This window comes from Candidatus Microthrix parvicella Bio17-1, assembly GCF_000299415.1.
Classification (GTDB): Bacteria; Actinomycetota; Acidimicrobiia; order Acidimicrobiales; family Microtrichaceae; genus Microthrix; species Microthrix parvicella.
Map to the genome: position 1 here is coordinate 888,105 of NZ_AMPG01000001.1, position 20,214 is coordinate 908,318.

Annotated in this window: 20 protein-coding genes; 16 read left to right on the plus strand and 4 right to left on the minus strand. The window is 67.2% G+C overall.

The features are described 5' to 3' along the window. Nucleotides 1–110: 110 nt before the first annotated feature. Nucleotides 111–1,943, plus strand: a complete 1,833-nt coding sequence (locus tag MPARV_RS22185; protein WP_238538814.1) for a sensor domain-containing diguanylate cyclase — start codon at nucleotides 111–113, stop codon at nucleotides 1,941–1,943. A gap of 25 nt (nucleotides 1,944–1,968) precedes the next feature. On the opposite strand, the gene mutM is transcribed toward MPARV_RS22185, so the two are convergent. Further along, nucleotides 1,969–2,856: a bifunctional DNA-formamidopyrimidine glycosylase/DNA-(apurinic or apyrimidinic site) lyase gene (mutM, locus tag MPARV_RS0104360; protein WP_031277240.1), complete on the minus strand. Its 888-nt coding sequence runs from the start codon at nucleotides 2,854–2,856 to the stop codon at nucleotides 1,969–1,971. A 152-nt stretch (nucleotides 2,857–3,008) separates the two neighbouring features. Between mutM and MPARV_RS22190 the strand changes: the two genes are divergently transcribed. The 3 genes from MPARV_RS22190 (at nucleotide 3,009) to MPARV_RS0104375 (ending at nucleotide 4,987) form a co-directional block, all read left to right on the plus strand. After that, nucleotides 3,009–3,617 (plus strand): TetR/AcrR family transcriptional regulator, encoded by a 609-nt coding sequence (locus MPARV_RS22190; protein ID WP_051011883.1) that lies wholly within the window; start codon nucleotides 3,009–3,011, stop codon nucleotides 3,615–3,617. Nucleotides 3,618–3,680: 63 nt separating this feature from the next. Beyond that, a complete protein-coding gene (locus MPARV_RS0104370; protein ID WP_238538815.1) occupies nucleotides 3,681–4,475 on the plus strand; it encodes a ParA family protein in 795 nt (264 codons plus the stop codon). After that, nucleotides 4,475–4,987, plus strand: a complete 513-nt coding sequence (locus tag MPARV_RS0104375) for a hypothetical protein (RefSeq protein ID WP_155852311.1) — start codon at nucleotides 4,475–4,477, stop codon at nucleotides 4,985–4,987. Before MPARV_RS0104370 ends, MPARV_RS0104375 begins: the two co-directional genes overlap by 1 nt. A gap of 17 nt (nucleotides 4,988–5,004) precedes the next feature. On the opposite strand, the gene MPARV_RS0104380 is transcribed toward MPARV_RS0104375, so the two are convergent. After that, complete coding sequence (locus MPARV_RS0104380) at nucleotides 5,005–5,718, minus strand: crotonase/enoyl-CoA hydratase family protein (RefSeq protein ID WP_051011884.1); 714 nt, start codon at nucleotides 5,716–5,718, stop codon at nucleotides 5,005–5,007. A gap of 174 nt (nucleotides 5,719–5,892) precedes the next feature. Between MPARV_RS0104380 and MPARV_RS24100 the strand changes: the two genes are divergently transcribed. The 4 genes from MPARV_RS24100 to MPARV_RS0104400 all read left to right on the plus strand — a co-directional run bounded on the left by MPARV_RS24100 (nucleotide 5,893) and on the right by MPARV_RS0104400 (nucleotide 9,754). Next, the gene (locus MPARV_RS24100; protein WP_020377381.1) at nucleotides 5,893–6,336 is read left to right on the plus strand and encodes a hypothetical protein; all 444 of its coding nucleotides are present in this window, start codon (nucleotides 5,893–5,895) and stop codon (nucleotides 6,334–6,336) included. A 44-nt stretch (nucleotides 6,337–6,380) separates the two neighbouring features. After that, complete coding sequence (locus MPARV_RS0104390) at nucleotides 6,381–8,336, plus strand: ABC-F family ATP-binding cassette domain-containing protein (protein WP_020377382.1); 1,956 nt, start codon at nucleotides 6,381–6,383, stop codon at nucleotides 8,334–8,336. 104 nt (nucleotides 8,337–8,440) lie between these two features. Further along, a complete protein-coding gene (locus MPARV_RS22195) occupies nucleotides 8,441–9,157 on the plus strand; it encodes an iron-sulfur cluster biogenesis protein NfuA (protein ID WP_012231535.1) in 717 nt (238 codons plus the stop codon). A gap of 57 nt (nucleotides 9,158–9,214) precedes the next feature. After that, nucleotides 9,215–9,754 (plus strand): hypothetical protein, encoded by a 540-nt coding sequence (locus tag MPARV_RS0104400; RefSeq protein WP_020377383.1) that lies wholly within the window; start codon nucleotides 9,215–9,217, stop codon nucleotides 9,752–9,754. Nucleotides 9,755–9,776: 22 nt separating this feature from the next. Here MPARV_RS0104400 and MPARV_RS22200 read toward each other — a convergent pair whose 3' ends face one another. Continuing rightward, nucleotides 9,777–10,658, minus strand: a complete 882-nt coding sequence (locus MPARV_RS22200; RefSeq protein ID WP_020377384.1) for a CE1 family esterase — start codon at nucleotides 10,656–10,658, stop codon at nucleotides 9,777–9,779. Between the two features lie 140 nt (nucleotides 10,659–10,798). On the opposite strand from MPARV_RS22200, the gene MPARV_RS0104410 reads away from it, so the two are divergent. From MPARV_RS0104410 to MPARV_RS0104420, 3 genes are all read left to right on the plus strand, one after another. Then, complete coding sequence (locus tag MPARV_RS0104410; protein WP_020377385.1) at nucleotides 10,799–12,010, plus strand: acyl-CoA dehydrogenase family protein; 1,212 nt, start codon at nucleotides 10,799–10,801, stop codon at nucleotides 12,008–12,010. Between the two features lie 51 nt (nucleotides 12,011–12,061). Then, on the plus strand, nucleotides 12,062–12,856 hold the full coding sequence (locus tag MPARV_RS0104415; RefSeq protein WP_020377386.1) for an SDR family oxidoreductase: 795 nt from the start codon (nucleotides 12,062–12,064) through the stop codon (nucleotides 12,854–12,856). A gap of 85 nt (nucleotides 12,857–12,941) precedes the next feature. After that, nucleotides 12,942–13,463 (plus strand): MaoC family dehydratase, encoded by a 522-nt coding sequence (locus tag MPARV_RS0104420; RefSeq protein WP_020377387.1) that lies wholly within the window; start codon nucleotides 12,942–12,944, stop codon nucleotides 13,461–13,463. A 13-nt stretch (nucleotides 13,464–13,476) separates the two neighbouring features. Here the strand turns inward: MPARV_RS0104420 and MPARV_RS0104425 are convergent, their stop codons facing one another. Continuing rightward, entirely contained in the window at nucleotides 13,477–13,665 is a 189-nt protein-coding gene (locus MPARV_RS0104425) for a hypothetical protein (protein ID WP_020377388.1), read from the minus strand. Nucleotides 13,666–13,786: 121 nt separating this feature from the next. On the opposite strand from MPARV_RS0104425, the gene MPARV_RS22205 reads away from it, so the two are divergent. The 5 genes from MPARV_RS22205 (at nucleotide 13,787) to MPARV_RS0104460 (ending at nucleotide 20,026) form a co-directional block, all read left to right on the plus strand. Further along, complete coding sequence (locus MPARV_RS22205; protein WP_020377389.1) at nucleotides 13,787–14,359, plus strand: DUF1990 family protein; 573 nt, start codon at nucleotides 13,787–13,789, stop codon at nucleotides 14,357–14,359. A 137-nt stretch (nucleotides 14,360–14,496) separates the two neighbouring features. Then, nucleotides 14,497–15,699, plus strand: a complete 1,203-nt coding sequence (locus MPARV_RS0104440) for an acetyl-CoA C-acetyltransferase (RefSeq protein ID WP_012231547.1) — start codon at nucleotides 14,497–14,499, stop codon at nucleotides 15,697–15,699. Between the two features lie 244 nt (nucleotides 15,700–15,943). Next, nucleotides 15,944–16,984 carry an NAD-dependent epimerase/dehydratase family protein gene (locus MPARV_RS0104445; RefSeq protein WP_020377391.1) on the plus strand — a complete coding sequence of 347 codons (1,041 nt, stop codon included), beginning with the start codon at nucleotides 15,944–15,946 and terminating at the stop codon, nucleotides 16,982–16,984. Further along, nucleotides 16,981–18,357 (plus strand): aminotransferase class I/II-fold pyridoxal phosphate-dependent enzyme, encoded by a 1,377-nt coding sequence (locus MPARV_RS0104450; RefSeq protein WP_020377392.1) that lies wholly within the window; start codon nucleotides 16,981–16,983, stop codon nucleotides 18,355–18,357. The genes MPARV_RS0104445 and MPARV_RS0104450 overlap by 4 nt, the downstream gene beginning before the upstream one ends. Before the next feature lie 766 nt (nucleotides 18,358–19,123). After that, nucleotides 19,124–20,026, plus strand: a complete 903-nt coding sequence (locus tag MPARV_RS0104460; RefSeq protein WP_020377394.1) for an HNH endonuclease signature motif containing protein — start codon at nucleotides 19,124–19,126, stop codon at nucleotides 20,024–20,026. Nucleotides 20,027–20,214: the final 188 nt, after the last annotated feature.

Below are 20,214 nucleotides of genomic sequence, written 5' to 3' on the forward strand. Positions count from 1 at the left end.
CGACATTCCACGCGGAGCCCGCCGTATGGTTCGTGCCACTTCCGAACGCGGATCCGGACGAGGTGAGGCCACCCGCCCGGCCGACCGCACCCGGTGGTGCAGGCTGGCCCTTGGAGTCATCACCGCCAACCAACCCCGGCGACGCCTGGCACCTGCCGTTGGCGATTCGAATCGCAGGACCGATGCTGGTCGTGGTCGTGCTGGCGGCACTGGCCGCCTTCTCTGCCGGCAGCAGAAACGAACATACCGGTCAGATGGCCCGACATCTGAGCCTGACCCACGGGCAGTATCAAGCGGTTTCCGACGCCGAGGTGTCTGTGGCCTTGGCCCGGTCCGTAGCGGTTCAGGGCCTCACCAGTGGCAACGAGGCCGACCTGGCCGAGACGGCCAAACAGGTGACCGGGCAATCGGACGCCCTCGACAAGATCATCGCCAGAACCACGGCTCTGAACATCGACAACTCGTTGAGCGAACCCGTTGCCGGACTCCTTGCCTCCGACCGGTCGTACATGGACCTCATCCAACGACTGGTGACCCAGGCTCAGGACGACCCCAAGACGGCCCAGGGGCCGCGCAACTCACACCTGGAGTTCTTCCAGCAGCGTCGGTCCGCCCACGACCAACTCGAAAGCGACCTGGCCGGCGCGATGCCATCGGTGACGACGATGCTCGAAGCGAACCGAGCACGTGGTGGCCTCGACTTTCCCGTCATCCCCATCTTGTTGCTCCTGGCAGGAGTTGCGCTCACATGGCGGGCATGGCGACCGATCATCGGGCAACTGCGCGCTGTCGTTCAGACGCTGGACTGGATCGCCCAGGGCCAGTTCCAAGTGCGCACCAACCTCGTCGGTAACGACGACTTCGGACGTCTGGGGGAGGCCGTCGATCGGCTGGCGGAGCAGCTGGGCGAGCGATTCTCCAGGCTGTCCGAGGACGCACGACGAGGCACCCAGAATCGGGTGATCGCCGAGGCACTCGAGATCGCCGACTCCGAAGCCGCCATGTTTGCGGTGGTCGAGCAGGCCCTGGGACTCGTCGCGCCGGCGCTGCCGGGCGAGTTGTTGCTGGCCAACCCGATCTCGGGTGAGCTGAGCGAGGTTGCAGCCGGTCCCACGGCCGGGTCACCGGGCTGCCCGGTAACCGATCAGGCCGGCTGCTTTGCCTTACGCCGCGGCCACACCGTGGTGTTCGACAGTTCGGAGTCGATGAACAGTTGCCCGATGTTGCGGGGACGGCCGAGCGGACCTGTTTCGGCGGTGTGCGTGCCCATGACCTTCAACTCGAAGGGCCTGGGCGTGGTCCACGTGGCCGCCCCCAACCGTCTCCCTCCCGACAGCCGCACCCGGGACCAACTCATCGATTTGGCCAATCAGGCTGCCACCCACATCGGCACGCTTCGAACGCTGGAGGTCACCAGACAACAGGCGAGTACCGATGGCCTCACCGGGCTGGTCAACCGACGGGTGGTCGAGATGCAGGTTGGCCAGTTGCTCAGCCAAGGGGTGCCGTTCGTCATGGTCCTGGCGGACCTGGATCGATTCAAGTCGATCAATGATCGGTTTGGCCACGAGGTTGGCGATCGTGCCCTGCAATCGTTCGCCGCCATGCTGGTGGCCAACGTGCGCGACGCCGACGTGGTGGCACGGCTGGGTGGAGAGGAGTTTCTCATCATCTGCCCGGAGCTGTCGGTTTCGGCCTCGATGGAGGCTCTCGAGCGCCTCCAACTCGCCCTCGCCAAAATCGTCGGAACCGACGACATCCCATTGTTCACCGCCAGCTTCGGCGTCACTCACTCCTCGGTGGGCGATGCCTTCCCGGACATCGTGCGGATTGCCGACGCAGGGTTGTTGATGGCCAAACAACGAGGCCGAAACCAGGCGGTCTATGCCACCCCCGCCCTTGCCGAGGAGGTGTTCGGCGGAGAGCGATCGACCCGGGCCTGATCGATATCGTCCCCCGGCAAGGCCATCATCGTTGGCAACGCACACACCACGTTGTGGTTCGAGCATCCAGGGTGATGCTTCGCAACGCCGTGCCACATCGAACGCAGGGCCGGCCATTACGGCCATACACCTCAAGTCGCTGCTGGTAATTTCCCGTGGCCCCATCGAGGGTGCGGTAGTCGCGGAGCGTCGTGCCGCCGCGTCCGATGGCATCGCCAAGCACGTCGACGATGGCCCCGTGCAACGCCTCCGCCCGTCGTGCCCCCAGGCCCCCGCGACGTCGGGGATCGATGCCGGCCCGCCACAGCGCCTCGTCGGCATAGATGTTGCCGAGACCGGCCACGATCCGCTGTGACAACAACGCCGTCTTGATCGCACGGGTCGTGGCGTTGATACCCCTTCTCAGCACCGTCGGCGTGAACCCGGGATCGAAGGGTTCGGGTCCCAGCGCTGCCAACGTGGCCAGGGATGAATGACCCCCACGTGGAACGACGGCCACTCGTCCAAAGCGCCGCACGTCGTTGAACACCAGCGACCGACCATCGTCGAGCGCCCACCAGGCGCGCACATGCGCACTCGGATCCACCGTTGTGGCGTGCTGCAGGCTCAGCACCCCCGTCATTCCCAGATGCACCACCAATTCGGTGCCAGACAACCTGGAACCTGACGATTCGGCGCTGGACGTCCGGAGGTGACCCGGCACTGGCTCGGCCTCGTCCAAGCCCGACAAGCCCGCCAAGCCCATCAGCAGGTACTTGCCCCGACGGCCGACCTCGGTGAACGTGCCACCGATGGCCCCGGGAGCCTGGACGAACTTGGCCGACGGGTGCCCCCACGCCTCCAGAACGGTTCGACCGGTGAGTTCAGGCGCCAGGGCCGCTCGAATCGTCTCGACCTCAGGCAGTTCGGGCACCGCAACACTCTGCCACCGCAACGCCCCGCCCTTGACAGTGGCAGCCACCGGATGGCCGGCCGGTACTCAAACAGACTTCTGCCTCCGACGCGAAGGGTGTTTCGTTGAACTATTGTGAAGAACCGACAATTTTACTTCCGTGAGGGACGACCATGACCGATTCAGCCCCCAGACCACGCGGGCGCCCAGGAACATCGGCCGACACACGCGCCCGCCTCATCGCTGCCGCAATCGAGGTGTTTCTTGAGCGTGGCTACGCCGACACCCGCGTTCAGGACATCACCAACGCCGCCGGGTTCACGACGGGGGCGCTGTACGCCCACTTCGGCAGCCGCATGGAGATCCTGGCCGAGGCACTGCTGACCGAGGGCCGGCGTCTGGTCGCCGACATGACCGATCAGGCCGCCCATGCGGACATCGAGGATTCCAACGTCTCAAGACGCGTCGCCGAACGTCTCACCGGCGAGACCCGAGACATCGACCGCTTGATGCTGGAGGCCATCACCATGGCCACCCGCGACGAAGACGCGCGCGAAGCGATCGTTCCCGATCTGGTTCAGATCGGCGAACAGCTCTCCGATCTGGCGGTGTTGGCCCGGGACCTCGGCGTGGTCTCTGACTCGACGGACCCGCACGCCATATCGCTGCTGTACCTCTCCATCATCCTGGGGAGCACCATCATCCGGGCACTGGACCTTCCCAGGGCCGACACCGACCGTGTCGATGACCTCCTCCTGCGGATGCGGGGCACCACCACTTGACGCCCCCACCACCCATCACCGAGTTGGACAACCCGGGTGGCTAGCGTTGCAAACGTGACGAGAGTGGCAGTAGTGAATCAGAAGGGCGGCGTGGGCAAGACCACCGTCACCCTTGGTCTGGCCGCAACCGCCGCCATGCGCGGTGCCCGGGTGTTGGTGGTGGACCTTGACCCACAGGCAAACGCCACCTCCGGCCTTGGTGTCGCGGGTGCGCCCAGAAGCGTCGACGACGCACTGGCTGGCGCTCAACCCGGCTCGATGGCGCAATCGATCGAGTTCTCCTCCTGGGAGCGACCGCCCCTGCGCTCGATCCCACGTGTTGCACCTAGCTCGCCGCTCCTGGCCCAGCGCGAGATGCAGTTGGCCACCGATCCGGTGGGCGCACAAGATCGGCTCGCGTCCGCGTTGCAGGGCATCGATGCAGACCTCACCCTCATCGACTGTCCGCCCTCGTTGGGCCTCCTCACCATCAACGCCTTGTTCGCTGCGACCCATACGTTGATCGTCACCGAGCCGGGGGCCTGGGCCTCCGACGGGGTCGATCAGATCCTGGCCAACCTCGAGCGTGTGCAGGCCCGTCGCAACGGCCTGCCCGAACTGGTGGGCATTGCAGTCAACCGGGTTGGCCGCACACGTGATGCCCAGTACTGGCACAACGAGTTGATGGCCACCCACGGCGACGCGATCCTTCCGGCGGTGCATCAACGGGCGGCGCTGACCGAGGCCGCTGCGCAATCGCTGCCCATCCATGCGCTGACCCGGCCGGGCGCCGAGGAGGCATCCATCGAGTTTGCCGACCTGTACGACGCCATGTGGGACCGCATGGGCCACGAGCTCAGCATCTCGGGCGTGGCTTGATGGCGGGATACGACCCCAAGGGGAAGCGAGCCCGCTCGACCGATCCCGGTCGTGGGGGCGCCGTGCCCATGGACGCCATGCTGAACGCCACCGGCGAGCATGCAGCAGTGAAGGTGGACCCCACGCCCACTCCGCCCGAAGGCGTCGACGTGTCAGACCTCGAATCGGCGTCGCTGCCTCCCAAAGCCTCCCGGGAGGGCAAGCGCAACACCGAATCCACCGAGACCGTGCAGGTGAGCCCGACCGACGTCGAGCCGGTGGATCAGGCAGCAGCCGCAGACCCGACCGACCCCACCCCGCCCGAGGCACCACTGCTCGGCGCCGCCGGCCCGGTCGAACCCGACGTCGACGCAATCGATCTGCCCAGCGCGCCTGCTCGCCGCGAGCCGCTCGTGCCGGCGGCGCCGCCGCCCGACGAGCAGGACCGCCGGTTGCTCATCGCTTCACTGGTGGCGCTGATCCTTGCGCTGCTCGGTGGCGGGATGATCGCCTGGAGACGGCGCACCAACTAACCCGCAGCGTTGCGGGCTCAGCCTGCAACGCTGAACTCGGCCAGATCCTCTGCCAACTCCTCGGCCAGCCGGGCGGCCAATGCCCCCCTGATGTTGGTCCGGGTCAGGCGAAACGACCCCTGGTGCACCCGCTCGGCAAGGCCGGTCGCCACCGCGATGGCCCGCCCCTCCACGTCGTCAAGCGCCGCCAGCTCGTCGAGGTAGCCGGCGGCCAACGCCTGAGCCGGGTCGAGTACCTCTCCATGCTGGGCGGAACGGGTGAACCATGCCGGGGCCAGGCGGTCACGAACCAATTCCACCGCGAAGCGCGGCACCGGCATACCGATACCCACCTCGTTGAGGCCCAGCTTGAAGGGGCCCTCGGCGCCCACCCGGTAGTCGGCCACCGAGGCGAGAATGGCGCCCATCGCCAACGCGTGGCCGGTCACGCCGAACACCACCGGAACCGGGCTGAGGTACGCCTTCATCGCCAGGTTCGCGCCCGCCTCCAAGAGGTCTCGGGCCTGCTGGGGTCCGCTGGTCATCACCGACAGATCGAACCCGGCCGAGAACTTTCCCTCACGACCGATGAGGACCATCGCCTTGGCAAGTGCGGCATCGTCGAGCGCCGCCGCCACGGCATCGATGATGCCGTGGCTCAGCGCGTTGGCCTTGCCGTCATCAAGACGGACCACCACCACGTCGCCCTCCGTGCTCACCTGGACCGCCTGGTCGGTCGCGTGCTCGCTCATCTTGGTCTCCTGTTGGTCGGGATGATCTTCGTCAACGATGTGGTTCGGCCACCTCGTCGGACGGTCTCGGCACGGTACTTGAGCAGCTCTCGGCGATCGAGGCAACAACACCACGCATCGATGCGGTCCTATGCTGAACGACAGGCGCATCTACCACCTCGAGGGGAGTAACCGATGGGTTTCATGGACAAGGCCAAGGCCATGGCCGATCAGGCGATCAGCAGCATGGATTCGACGTTCGCACCCGACGGCGAGAACGAGCGGCGTGGCGAGCAGTTGTTCCGCGACCTGGGGGCACTCACGTGGGCGCAACACCGAGGATCCGCCACGCAGGCGACCGCCGATGAGATCCAGACGATTCTCGAAGAGCTGGCCAAGATCGATCCACAACGATCACTCAACGTGGTTCGAAAGCATGTGCACTCGGGCGGAACCTCAGCAGCCCCACCACCTCCGCCAGGTCAGGCCACCCACACCGCCGCGGGGGTGGCCACAGCACCACCTCCCCCGGGTGGGGCTCCCCCGCCTCCCGGGGCAGGCGCACCCCCGGCACCCACTGCAGCGCCGCCGCCGGGTCCCTCCTCCCCGCCACCACCACCGCCGCCACCGAGTTCGTGAGCGCGCACGCCCATTTCACACCCTGACCTGGCGGTGATGAACCGTTGAGCGGCCAGGTGGTGGTCGACCTCGTCGGCGTTGGCATGTCGCGCCCCGGCAGGGAACTGCTCGACAACGTTGACCTCACCATCCACCAAGGCGACCGGGTGGGCATCGTGGGCATCAACGGCACGGGCAAATCCACCTTGATGGGTGTCATCTCGGGCCGCATCCAACCCGAACGGGGAACCGTTCGGCGAGGCAAGGACCTGGTCACCGCCGAAATGACACAACGTCCCGACCTGGGCTCGGGCACCGTGGCCGAGGCCATGGGCGGAGGCTGGGAAACCCAGGCGGTCGCCGACCGTCTGGGTATGAGCGAACTACTGGACGCCCCGGTGGATCGCCTGTCGGGCGGGCAGTTGAAACGTGCGGCGCTGGCCCGGGCTCTGGCGGTGCCCTCCGACCTGCTGCTGTTGGACGAACCGACCAACCACCTGGACCTCGACGCGATCGCCTGGCTGGAGGAACGCCTGGCCGGCTACCAAGGCGCCCTCATGTTGATCACCCACGATCGACACGTGCTCGATGCGGTCAGCAACTCGGTGGTGGAGTTGGAACGGGGCACCGCACATCGGCACCAGGGCGGCTACGGCGGTTACCTGGAGGGCAAGGCCAGACGCGAGAGTGAGGCGGTCCAGGCCGAGACGGTGCGACGCAACCTGGCCAAGAGCGAGCTGGCCTGGCTGCGACGTGGAGCGCCCGCTCGAACCTCGAAGCCCAAAGCACGGATCGCCACCGCCGAGGCCATCACCAGCACGAAACGCCCAACCGCAACCCGCGGCGAGGCACTTGCACTGCACGGAGACACCCCACGTCTTGGCGACGTCGTTGTCGAACTCGAGGGTGTCGGCCATCGATACCAAACCTCGCCGGCGCACTCGAACGACCATCCGATGGGCCACTCAAACGACCGGGCCGGAAACGCGAACCGCGACGACGGTTGGCTCTTCCGCAACGTCGAACTTCGCCTCGACCCTCGTGAGCGCCTGGGCATCGTTGGGCCGAACGGCGCCGGCAAGACCACCCTGATGAGCATCCTGTCGGGTCGTCTCGAACCGGCCGAGGGCACCCGGCGCAAGGGCCACACCGCGGTGACGGCCCTGCTCGACCAGACCGGCGACCGTCTCAACCCCAAGCACCGCGTGTGGGAAGCCATCTGCGGTGTTGACGGCCGGCCGGACTGGCGCGACAAGGCCCTGATGGAGTCGTTCTGGTTCGACACCGATGCGCAATGGGCCCCGGTCGGGACGCTTTCGGGTGGCGAGCAGCGCCGCCTGCAGTTGGTGCTGACGCTTGCCAAGCGGCCCAATGTTTTGTTCTTGGACGAACCCACCAACGACCTGGACCTCGACACGTTGCGTGCCTTGGAGGACTTTCTCGACGAGTGGCCCGGCGCCCTGGTGGTGGTCAGCCACGACCGGGCGTTTCTTGAGCGCACCGTGGCCGACGTGATCGTCATGGACGGTGACGGGTTCGCCGGACGACGCCCAGGCGGCTTCGGTGCATGGGAGGCCGAACGCAGGCTGCGCCGCCGCCGGGGCCACGCAACGTCAGCCGTCACCACCTCGACACCCGCCACCCCCCAAGGCGACCCCACCGACGAAGCGAGCCGAAACCCGCCCGGCGCAGGTGCAACGCCGCACAGCAGCAAAGCGACCAAACGAGCCGCTGCCGCCAAGCAGGGCTCGAATACTCCACCCACGCCTGGTGCTGACAGCGCCAAGCAGCCCAGCCCCAACACCTTGCGCTTCCGTATGCGCGAATTGGAGCGATCGATGAACTCGATCCGCGCCAAACGGGACCGCCTGACCGACGAGCTTCACCGGATCGGCGACGATCACCAACGGCTGGCCGAGGCCGGCGCCAACCTTGCTGCGGTGGAAGCCGAGTTGGAGTCTGCCGAGGAACGCTGGCTGGAAATGGCCGACGACCTGGAGCGCCGGGGCCTGACCGCTTAGCCCGGCGCCGGGCCAACCGGCGAGTAGCAACGCCCGGCGCGGCTGGGGGCAGCGCCGCCTCGGCCGGTAAAGTTGTTTCGTAACCACCCCGAATTGGAGGCCAAGTGTCCGTCGACACCGACCCAACCCCAACCAGTGACAGCGATCAGGGATCGGCGGTCGCCACCGCCGAACGCCCAGGTCCCGCAGTCAGCGAGGTTGGCGCGGACGGGGCGACCGAACAGGCCGTGGTACTCACCGTCACCCCGGCCGCCATGGAGGTCGTGCAGGGCGTGCTGAACACCGAGCCGGACCCGGAGCAACTGGGTCTGCGGGTGGAGATCACCGGCACCAACGGCGCCGAGTACAGCTACGACCTCAGCTTTGAGAACCTGTCTGATGCGGCCGACGACGATCTGAGGGTCCTCCAGGACGGCCTCACCGTCATGATCCCCGCAGCCACGGTTCCAGACCTCACCGGTGCAGTCCTGGACACGCCTGCGGCGGGTTCGGCAGGCCTGGTGATCCGCAACCCCAACCGCCCCGATCCGCTGGCCGGCGTCGAGCTGGACCGCTCCGGGGACATGGCCTCCCAGGTGCAGCAACTTCTGGAGCAGGTGATCAACCCGGGCCTCGCCTCACACGGCGGCTTCGCCACACTGGTGGGGGTTGACGACGACAACCAGGTGTACATCACCCTGGGGGGTGGCTGTCAGGGCTGCTCCATGACCCAGATGACGCTCACCCAGGGCATCCAGGTGCAGTTGAACGCCGCCATCCCCGAGATCGGCAACGTCATCGACGTCACCGACCACGCTTCCGGAGACAACCCCTTCTACTGAGTTTGGGGCGTGAGCGGAACGGGTGAGATTGTCACACCTCATCAGCATGATGGGGCCATGACCTCCACCGATCTCCCTCCCGACCTTCGCAACCTGCGTGTGGCGGCGGCCCGCTGGGCCTTGGCCAACGGGCGCCCGCTCAACCGCACCGCCATCACCATCATCCTGGGCACCTCGCGCGCCGACGCGCGAGCCGCCCGTCGCCCCGAACGGCGCTTCCGCATCAACGACTTTCCTGTGTTCCTCCACGAGATGGTGCCCAGGTACTGCCGCACCACGGGCCTCGACGCACCGCCGCACCTGGCCGAGTCGTTGTGGACCTACCTGGCGTTCTTGGCCGACCCGGCCACCGAGCCGGGTCTGGCCGCCCGCTCGTCACACCCGGTTCGTCTCTTCGAGGCTCTCGCCGAGGTGGGCTTCCTCGATCGTGACGGCCGAGAGACCCGGCCCCGCCATGATCGCAAGCCACCGGTGCGACGGGTTGGCGGTCGCGCTGGGGCCGGTCATCCCGCAGGTACTGCCCGGGTTGGTGCGGGCGGCTCAGGCGGCTCGGTCACGTCACTCCGCAGGGCGCGCGCCCAGGCGGGCATCTCGTAGCGGCGCTCCCCGAAACGAGGTCTCAGTTCCGCCCGGCCGGGGAGCCGAGGCCCAACCACCACACCATCAACTCGGTCACCCTGCCGTCGTAGTTGTGACCAAGCTGGGGCCAGTAGGCGGTGTCCAGTCGGGCATCGTCGGCGCAGGTCCTCGTGGTGAACGTTCCAGGGAACGGTGCCTCACCGGGCCGTGCCTTGCCGCAGCCCCTCGACTCGGACATGAGCCGGACCGAGTCATCCAAGGAGGGAAACGGCCCCGACACGTCCTGGCGGGCGAGGGTGCCAAATCCACCGTCGGGCGGCACGATGGGATCGGAGGACGACGTGATCAACATCACGTCGGGAGGCAGCTCCGGTGTACAACCCGCCGTGGGCAACGAGCCGGAGGTGGCCACCGAAACCAGGCCGTCCGGTGGGTTGCACGCAACCGCCAGCGCCAGCATGCCCCCGTTTGAGAATCCAGCCAACGAGATGCGGTTGGGATCAACGTTGGGCTGCTGCCTGGCCCACGCCACAAGATCGTTGATGAAGGTCACATCGGCGACGCCGTTGCGCATGCTTGCGCCGCAACAGACGCCGGCATTCCAAGAGTCATTGAAGCCATCGGGGAACGCCAACATGAACCGTTCCTGCTCGGCCGGTGCACCCCAGGCGCCGATGAAGGCGATCCCCTCGCCTTCCATGCCCAGGCTGTGCAGCACGATCACCAACGGATGCCGACCGCCTTCCAGCGCAATCGACTCCGGTGTGAACCAGGCGAAGTTCCGCTTGACGCCCGCCGACGAGATGCTGCGGCGTTCCATGGACGACGAGGATCGACCGTTCAGCCACCAACCCAGCGCGCCGCCGGCGACGATCATGATCAGCAGCAGCCATGGCCAGCGCCGCCGTCGACCTCGCTTCACGTCGCCTTCTCCACCGCACCAGTGTGGCGGGTCCGAATCAGCAAGCCTGAACCCGTGCCGTGATCAGGCTCCGGGGCCGCCGATATGGCAGTATCCGCCCGGTAGGTCACCCCCCCCCGTACCGCCGAGGAGACGTAACCATGGACTTCGGGCGCTCCGCCGAGGAGCACAGCTTTCGTGACGAGGTGCGCACGTGGATGCACCAGCATCTGACCGACGAGTTTGCCGTGCTCAAGGGCCGTGGAGGCCCCGGCGACGAGCACGCCTTCATTGCGGAGCGCATGGCGTGGGAGCGTGAGCTCGCCTCGGGTGGTTGGACGTGTGTGGGCTGGCCCACCGAGCACGGCGGCCGGGGCCTGCCGTTGCACCTGGAGGTGATCTTCCACGAGGAATATGCACGGGCCGGAGGCCCGGGTCGAGCCGGGCTGATCGGTGAGGGCCTCCTTGGCCCCACGCTGATCCACTTCGGCAGCCCCGAACAACAGCAACGCTTCCTCCCCGGCATCGTCGACGGCACCGAGTACTGGTGCCAGGGCTATTCCGAACCCAACGCCGGCTCCGACCTGGCCAACGTCTCCACCAAGGCTCGCCTTGAAGGCGACCAGTGGGTGATCGACGGACAGAAGGTCTGGACCTCGCTGGCCCAATGGTCGGATTGGTGCTTCGTCGTGGCCCGCACCGAGGCCGACAGCACCCGACACCACGGTCTCAGCTATCTGCTGGTGCCGATGGATGCCGATGGGGTGGAGACCAGGCCAATCCGCCAGATCACCGGCACCGCCGAGTTCAACGAGGTGTTTTTCGATGGGGCCCGCACCGACGCCGACCTGGTGGTCGGCCAACCGGGAGAAGGCTGGAAAGTGGCCATGGGCACCCTCGCGTTCGAGCGGGGTGCACTGACGCTGGGCCAGCAGGCCGCCTTCGAGCGGGAGTTCGCCGACATCGTCGCCGACGCCAAACGGACGGGCCGCTGGGACGACCCGGCGCTGCGCCAGCAGTTGGCGGCGCTCTCGGTGCGACTTCGGATCATGCGATGGAACTCGGTGCGCAGCCTGGGTGTGAGCGACTCAGGCGAGTTGATGCCCGAGGCGATGATCCACAAGCTGTACTGGGCGTCGCTGCACCGCGACATGGGCGAGGCCGCCATGTCCGCACTGGGGCCCGAGGCAACGCTCACGCCGTATGGCCGTGCGGACAACTCCCATGATGGCGACGAGATGGCGGCGCCGCACCGGTTGTTCTTCTTCACCCGTTCCGACACCCTCTACGGCGGTTCCAACCAGATCCAACGCAACGTCATCGGCGAGCGTGCACTTGGGCTGCCCCGTGAGCCCCGACCCGCCGCCAAGTAGCACACCACGGGCAACGTCCACCCACAACCCGAGCAACGACAGGCAGCCACCATGACCGAAAACCACGCCGCCCCAACCGCACCAACTCCACCCCCGGGGCGGAACCTGTTGGCCGACCAGGGCGTGGTCATCACCGCCGCTGCCGGCACCGGTATCGGATCCGCTCTGGCCGAACGCTGCCAGCTGGAGGGTGCCCGACTGGTGATCTCCGACCTCCACGAGCGACGCCTGAACGAGACCGCCGATCGGCTGGCCGAGCTGGGCGACCGGCCCACCACCATCCTGTGCAACGTCACCGACGAGGCCCAGGTCCAAAACCTGGTCGCGGGTTCCATCGAGGCGCTCGGCGGCATCGACGTGTGGATGAACAACGCGGGCCTGGGCGGCAACGCCCCGATCGTCGATATGACCGACGAGCAGTGGTCGGTGGTGCTGGACGTCACCCTCACCGGCACCTTCCGTTGCCTGCGGGCCGTTCTGCCCCACATGTACGAACGGAGTCGAGGCGCCATCGTCAACAACGCCTCGGTGCTCGGCTGGCGCGCCCAGGAGTTGCAGGCCCACTACGCGGCAGCCAAGGCCGGCGTCATGGCTTTGACGCGCTCGGCGGCCATGGAGGCGGCCGAGCACGGCGTGCGCATCAACGCTGTGGCACCAAGCCTGGCAATGCACGCCTTCCTCGAGAAGGTCACCCCCGACGGGCTCCTCGACCAGCTACGTGGCCAAGAGGCCTTCGGGCGGGGCGCCGAACCGTGGGAGGTGGCCAACGTGATGGTGTTCCTCGCCTCGGACCTGGCCAGCTACCTGACCGGCGAGGTCATCTCGGTCTCCAGCCAGCACGCCTGAACCGGCCCCGCCCGATCGTATAGACAGCCCTCAAGCAACCCCGCCCCTCAAGCAACCCCGCCCCTCAAGCGATCAGGACCCAGTGATGAGCGACGCATCCAGCCCCACGCCCAACCCTCAGCCGGTCAACCCCCAGCCGGTCAACCCCCAGCCGGTCACGACCGTGGCCCTGGGTGACCTGGCCTCACTGGTCGGCACCACGCTGGGCCCCAGCGAAGGTGTGGAGGTCACCCAGGAGCGGGTCAACACGTTCGCCACCGCCACCGGCGATCATCAGTGGATCCACGTCGACGTCGAGCGGGCCAACGCCGAGAGCCCCTTCGGCGGGCCGATCGCCCACGGCTACCTCACGCTGTCGCTCGTCAACGACCTGCTGCCAAAGATGCTGGAGGTCACCGGCACCTCGATGGGCGTCAACGTCGGCGTCAACAAGGTGCGGTTCCCGTCGCCCGTGCCGGTTGGCTCGCTCGTTCGGGGCACCGCCGAGGTGATGTCGGTCGATGAGGTGGGCGGGGGCACCCAGGCCGTCGTGCGGGTGAGCCTCACCGTCGACGGCGCCCCCAAGCCCAGCTGCGTCGTCGACACGGTCAGCCGCTTTTTTCCCTGAAGCACCCGGACCGTCAGTCGGGTTCGGGATTGCGCGCACGGTCCAGGTAGTCGGTGACGAAGCCGCCAAAGTGCCGCCGCAATTCGGCGAGCACCACCTCACCCACAGCCGACGACAACGCCTCGGCACTGTGCGCCAACCGTTCGAGTTCGGCGTCGATCTGGAGTGAGACGGCGCCACCGCCATGGCGCCCCGGCGGCACTCCCTGGCGCTCGACGGCATGGTGCGAACACAGGTACGTTGAATGCCCTCGGGTTCGGCACGTTGGCCTCGCATCGCTTGCCGAGCTCCCCTTCGTCGACCCACACCAAGGAGCGACCGCCATGTCGATCTTCCACCTCGGCAAGCCGGCGACCGATGTGCTGGCCCGGCTGGCGGCGTCGGCGGCGACAGAGGCACCAACCGCACCGGCGGGCATGCTGCACTCCCCCGTTCCGAGCGGCTTTCGGCGGGACCGCTGGACACGCCTGGTCGAACACGACGACTTCGACCTCGCCCGTCGGGCCATCACCGACTGGGCCGCGCAACGATCGGCCGGCGTCACGCTCTCGCCCCCGTCGCCCGACATCGCGATCGGCACCACGCTGGCCTTCGCCTACCCCGTCGGACCCGGTTCGGTCACCGGCACCTGCCGCATCGTCGAGGTGATCGACGAGCCCGACCGGTTTGGCTTCGTGTACGCCACGCTCCCACACCACCCGGAGGTGGGCGAAGAGCTGTTTCTCGTCGAGCGGGACGACGGTGGCGCACTCACCGCCGCGATCGACGCGGTATGGCGTCCCGCCAACCTGATCACCCGCATTGGCCTGCCGGTGACGCGGTTCTTCCAGCGTCGCGCCACCGACAGCTACCTCGTCGGTCTCACCACCGTTCCCGCCGTCACGGCACACCGCTGAACGCGTCGGCTCGCGCCGTGAGCCCAGCGGTTGTTACCATGCGGTAACCACGATCGGCTGAGCGCTCGATCCAGCCGTCGACCGCTCCTGGTCGATCGGCGTCGCCGGCATTCAGCCGACCCACTACCGGAGGAAACATGCCCGAAGCAGTCATCGTCGCCACCGCCCGCAGCCCCATCGGTCGGGCCATGAAGGGCTCCCTGAAGGACATGCGCCCGGACGACCTGTCCGCCCAGGTGCTGACCGACCTGATGAGCAAGGTCCCGCAGATCACCCCCGACCACATCGACGACCTGATCATGGGCTGTGGTCAGCCGGCCGGCGAGTCCGGTCACAACATCGGTCGGGCCACCGCCGTGCTCATGGGCTGGAACCAGGTCCCCGGTGTCACCGTCAACCGCTACTGCTCCTCGTCCCTGATGACGATCCGCATGGCCGCACACGCCATCAAGGCCGGCGAGGGCGACTGCTTTGTCGCAGCCGGGGTCGAGACGGTCAGCCGGTTCATCTACGGCATGGCCGATGGTCCCCACAACCCGCTCTTCGCCGACGCCGAGGCACGCACCGCCACGCTGGCCGAAGGCAACGAAGCCGACTGGGCGCCCCACGACAACCTGCCCGACGTGTACATCGCCATGGGCCAGACCGCCGAGAACGTGGCCGAGTACAAGCAGGTCAGCCGCGAGGCGCAGGACGAGTTCGCCGCCCGCAGCCAGAACCTGTCCGAGCAAAGCCTGGACGAGGGCTACTGGGCGGACGAGATCACCCCGATCACGCTGCCAGACGGCACCGTCGTCAAGGACGATGACGGCATCCGTCGTGGCACCACCGCCGAGAAGCTGTCCGGCCTTCAGCCCGTGTTCCGCCCAGGCGGCACCGTGACGGCCGGCAATGCCTGCCCGCTCAACGATGGCGCTGCCGGCGTCGTCGTCATGTCGGACACCCTGGCCAAGGAGTTGGGGCTGACCCCGCTGGCCCGCATCGTGTCTTCCGGCGTGTCCGGCCTGAACCCCGAGATCATGGGCCTCGGCCCGGTCGAGGCGATCAAGCAGGCGCTCGGGCGAGCCAACATGTCGATCGACGATATCGACCTGGTCGAGATCAACGAGGCGTTCGCCGCACAGGTGCTGCCGTCCGCCGACGAGTTGGGCATCCCGATGGACAAGCTGAACACCCGCGGCGGCTCAATCGCACTGGGCCACCCGTTCGGCATGACCGGCGCCCGCATCATGACCACCCTCATCCACAACCTCCAGACCGCAGACAAGACCTTCGGTGTGGAAAGCATGTGCGTCGGCGGCGGTCAGGGCATGGCCATGGTGGTCGAGCGTCTGAGCTGACAACACCCACACCAATGGAGGAGCTCCTCAGAGCGACCTCCGCAGCGAGCCCCACCTCATCGCCCAAGCGGCGACCACGGTGGGGCTCGCTTGCATTCCAGGCCCGTGTGCGCCTCGGCGGCTTATGGCGCCGCGGCCGTGGCCGTGGCCGTGGCCGTGGTCGTGACCCGTGGGCCGTGACCCGTGGTCACAGGCGTTGGGCGCGACGGCTGGACGGTGCCACCATGGTGTCCGGGAGGCATACGTGAAGGTTCTGGTCACTGGTGGTACAGGTTTGGTCGGGTCGCATACCGCCGCGGCGCTCTTGCGGGACGGCCATGAGGTGAGGCTGTTGGTTCGTCGACCGGAACGGATCGCCCGGACCTTCCGCCCGTTCGCCACCGAGCCAACCGAGGTGATGGTGGGGGACGCCACCGACCGGGAAGCGGTACACCGGGCGATCGACGGCTGTGACGCCGTGCTGCACGCCGCCGCCACCGTTGCGCTCAAGCGCAGCGATGCCGAGCGGGTTAACCGCCTCAACACACAGGCGGCAGAAACCGTGCTGGAACTGGCCTCCGCAGCCCGGTTGGATCCGATCATCTCGGTGTCGTCGGTGTCGGTGTTCGACCTGGACGAATCGGTCGTCACCGTCAACTCGCCGTTGAGTTCCGTCGCTCACGGCTACTCCCGTGCCAAATGCGATGCCGAGCGATTTGCTCGGGGGATGCAGGTCGCCGGCGCCCCGGTGACCATCACCTACCCGGGCGGTGTTTTCGGTCCAATCGTGCCGGGCGCCACGTTGCCTGCCATGCACCAGGCGGCCATCTCTTGGATTCGCGACCGTTGGGTGCTGCCCAGCGGCCTCAACCTGGTGGATGTACGCGACGTTGCCGCCGCCCACGTTGCGATGATGCGCCCCGGCCGCGGACCCCGCCGATTCATGCTGGGTGGACACTTTGTGCGCTGGGGCGAACTGGCCGACATTCTCGACGAAATGACCGGACGGGCTCCAAGGCGTCGAAGGGTGCCGGGCGCCGTCATGCGCGGATTGGGGCGCGTCGCCGAAGCCGCCCCGGTGCGTGCCCCCGTGGACTTCGAACTAACTCGTGAGGCCATGGAGAACGCCACCCGGATGGTCCCGGTGGACTCAACCCCGACGCTCGACACCCTGGGCATCGTGTTTCGAGATCGATGGAGCACCATCGCCGACACCTACCGATGGCTCGTCGCCGAGGGGCACGTCGATCCCCAATGGGCGGGCCGTCTGAACGTCACCACCCCGGAAGGTTCGATCACGAGATGAGCAACGCCCACAGCTCCTCGGCTCACCCTTCGCCCGAAGGCGCATCACCCGAAGGCGCATCACCCGAAGGCGCATCACCCGAAGGCGCAACGCCCGAAGCCATCGGCGCTTCGTCGACAGACACGCCGGAGCGAACCGCCCCAGGCAACTCTGCCCTCAGCACCTCTGCCCCGGGCACCAAGGCCCGGAGGCCATTGCTCTCGACCCACCATCCGCTGGCCGACGTTGGCACCACGATCTTCGCAGAGATGGGCGCGCTGGCCACTGCCCACGGCGCCATCAACCTCGGTCAAGGAGCACCCGACGCAGACGGTCCCATCGAGATGATCGAGGCAGCCGCCGCAGCACTTCGGTCCGGTCCCAACCAGTACGCCCCCGCCACCGGCATTCCCGAGTTGCGTCAGGCCATCGCACACCACCAGCGGCACTACTACGACCTCGAGGTCGACCCCGACGCCGGCGTGTTGGTGACCGTCGGCTGCACGGAAGGCATCGCTGCATCGGTGCTCGGCATCTGTGCCCCGGGGGACGAGGTGATCGTGCTTGAGCCCAGCTACGACAGCTACGGAGCGGTCGCAGCGCTGGCGGGTGCACGCCTGGTACCGGTGACGCTCCGTCCGCCGAAGTGGCGGCTCGACGGCGATGCGCTCGAGGCCGCCGTCACCGACCGCACCCGGGCCCTGCTGATCAACTCGCCCCACAACCCCACCGGGCGGGTGCTCGACGACGAAGAGCGCAACGCCATCGCCAAGGTGGCCATCGATGCAGACCTGGTGGTGATCACGGACGAGGTCTACGAACACCTGTGCTTCGACGGTCACCGCCACGTACCTCTGGCCACCATGCCGGGCATGTTCGAGCGCACCATCACCCTGTCATCGGCGGGCAAGACCTTTGCGCTGACGGGATGGAAGGTGGGCTGGGCATCCGGTCCACCAGAACTGATCAAAGCGGTGCGGCGCACTCAGCAGTTCCTCACCTACACCTCTCCCGGCGCGCTTCAGAGGGGTGTCGTCGCCGGATTGGCGATGGGTGAGGCACCGATCGACGCGGTACGGGCCGGACTCGACCAGCAGCGAGGTCTGCTGTTGGATGTCCTCGCCGGGGTGGGATTCGACGTGACCCCGCCCGAGGCCGGCTACTTCATTACCGCAGATGCCTCGTGGACCGGCGTGGCTGACGGCCGTGACTTCTGCCTGCGACTCCCCGAGGCTGTGGGCGTGGGTGCCATCCCGTTGGGCGCGTTCTACGTCGACCCAGACCGCGGCGGGGCAATGGTGCGGTTTGCCTTCTGCAAACAACCCGATCAGATTGCCGAGGCCGGCCGCCGCCTCTCCGCGCTGACCCAAGGACCGTTGCGTTCATCCTCGTAGGCCTCAGCGACGGCGCCGATCACCACCGCTCAGCATCCCACAACAATCCCTGGACTTACGAACACATGTTCGGTATCATGGTTGTTGTCATCACAGCTCGTTTCGGCACCTCATCCGAGGTTTATCAACCGGGTGAGGTTTCGGAGGCGGACGAGTTCTTCGAGTTTCAACGGGAGGTGAGTTCTATGAATTGCTTGTGCAGAGGACTCTCTGCCGGTCGAGCCGTATCCGGATTGGACCTGGCAGCCTTGGATGCCGAGCTGACCGCGTTGGCCAAGGTCGACTCGGCGGTCGCCGCCCGCCGATCGCTGGTGGCCGCCGAGGTGAAGCGCCGTCGAAGTGATCCAGCGGATCGACTCACCAAAGCCGGGGGAATGTCGTCCCGGGAGGCGAACCGGGCAGCCAAAACCGCCGAAGGGTTGGAAAAGTTGTCCAAAACCCGTGAGGCGCTCGCGGCTGGCGAGATGAGCAAGGGCCAGGCCGAGCAACTCGCGTCACGCATGAACAAACCGGCGCTCGCCAAGCACGTGCGCGCCAACGAAGAAGCGTTGTTGGAGCGAGCAAGAGGCGAAAGCACCGACGAGTTCGCCCGCACCATGCGTAAGGACGACCTCGACGGTTCACCCGACGGCGGCAACACCCAGGCCCGGTGTCAGCGACGGGCCCGCATGGCCTCCATGTGGATCGATCCTGACACCGGCATGCATCACCTGTTCGCCAAGTTTGATCCGGTCACCGGCGCCCGGGTCTCAACCCGCTTCAGGCCATGGTCGACAAACTTTGGAGGGCCGAGAACCTGGCTGGAGGCGTCCGAAACAAGCGTCAGGTCGATCAACGCCGCGCCGATGCCCTCGAAACCCTCATCTGCCAGTCCGCCGGCACAAGCACAAGCACCGGCACGGGCACCAGCACCAGCACCAGCACCAGCACGAGCAAGGGCGATCAGGTCGACCCGCACAGCGGCAGCACCCCCAACGACAGCACCCCCACCAACGACACCGCTGCCGTGCCGACTCCTGACCACACCTTGCCCACCGCCCAAGCTCCGCTGCCACCCCCTCCAAACCACACGCAACTGCTCGTCATCGCCAACCTCGACCTTCTCAGCCAACAACTCGGCGCCGGCACGCTCGAAGACGGCACTCCGCTGCCCATCGACACGATCGCTCGGCTGGCCTGCGATGCCGAGATCATCCCTGCCATCTTCGGGGCAAAGGGCCAACCGTTGTGGCTCGGCCGCCGAACACGCCTCGCCACATCGGCTCAAAGGCTGGCAGTCACCGCTCGCGATCTCGGCTGCATCGTCTGCCACGCCTCCCCCGAGTTCTGCCAGGTTCACCACATCACCTGGTGGTCAGCGGGCGGCGGCACCGATCTCGATAACCTTTGCATCGTCTGTTCAAGGCACCACACCATGATCCACGAACAAGGCCTCACCATCGCCAAGACCTCCGACGGCATGAAGGTTCAACCACCCCCTGCCAGGGCGTTCCGAATGGTCACCCAACCGCCCGACGGCACCGGCGACCCACCATTGGATACCCAGCAACCGAACAGGTCACAGCAACCAGACACTCGGCAACCAGACACCCGGCAGCGGCCAGGCCCACCCCAACGGCTATCCCGCCAATCTCCCGGCGGGCCACCCCGGGATGCCACAGCAGCGTAGGTGGAAGAGGCAGGCGAGGCCGCTCCCTGATTGCCCGAATGCCTGAACGCCCGTGTGCGTCGCCGCAGAAGTCAGCCAAGTGCCCCTGCGCCCTGATCGGCCGGGTGCATCGCCGCAGAAGTCGGCCAAGTACCCCTGCGCCCTGATCGGCCGAGTGGCTGAACGGCCGGGTGCTCCCGATGAACTGT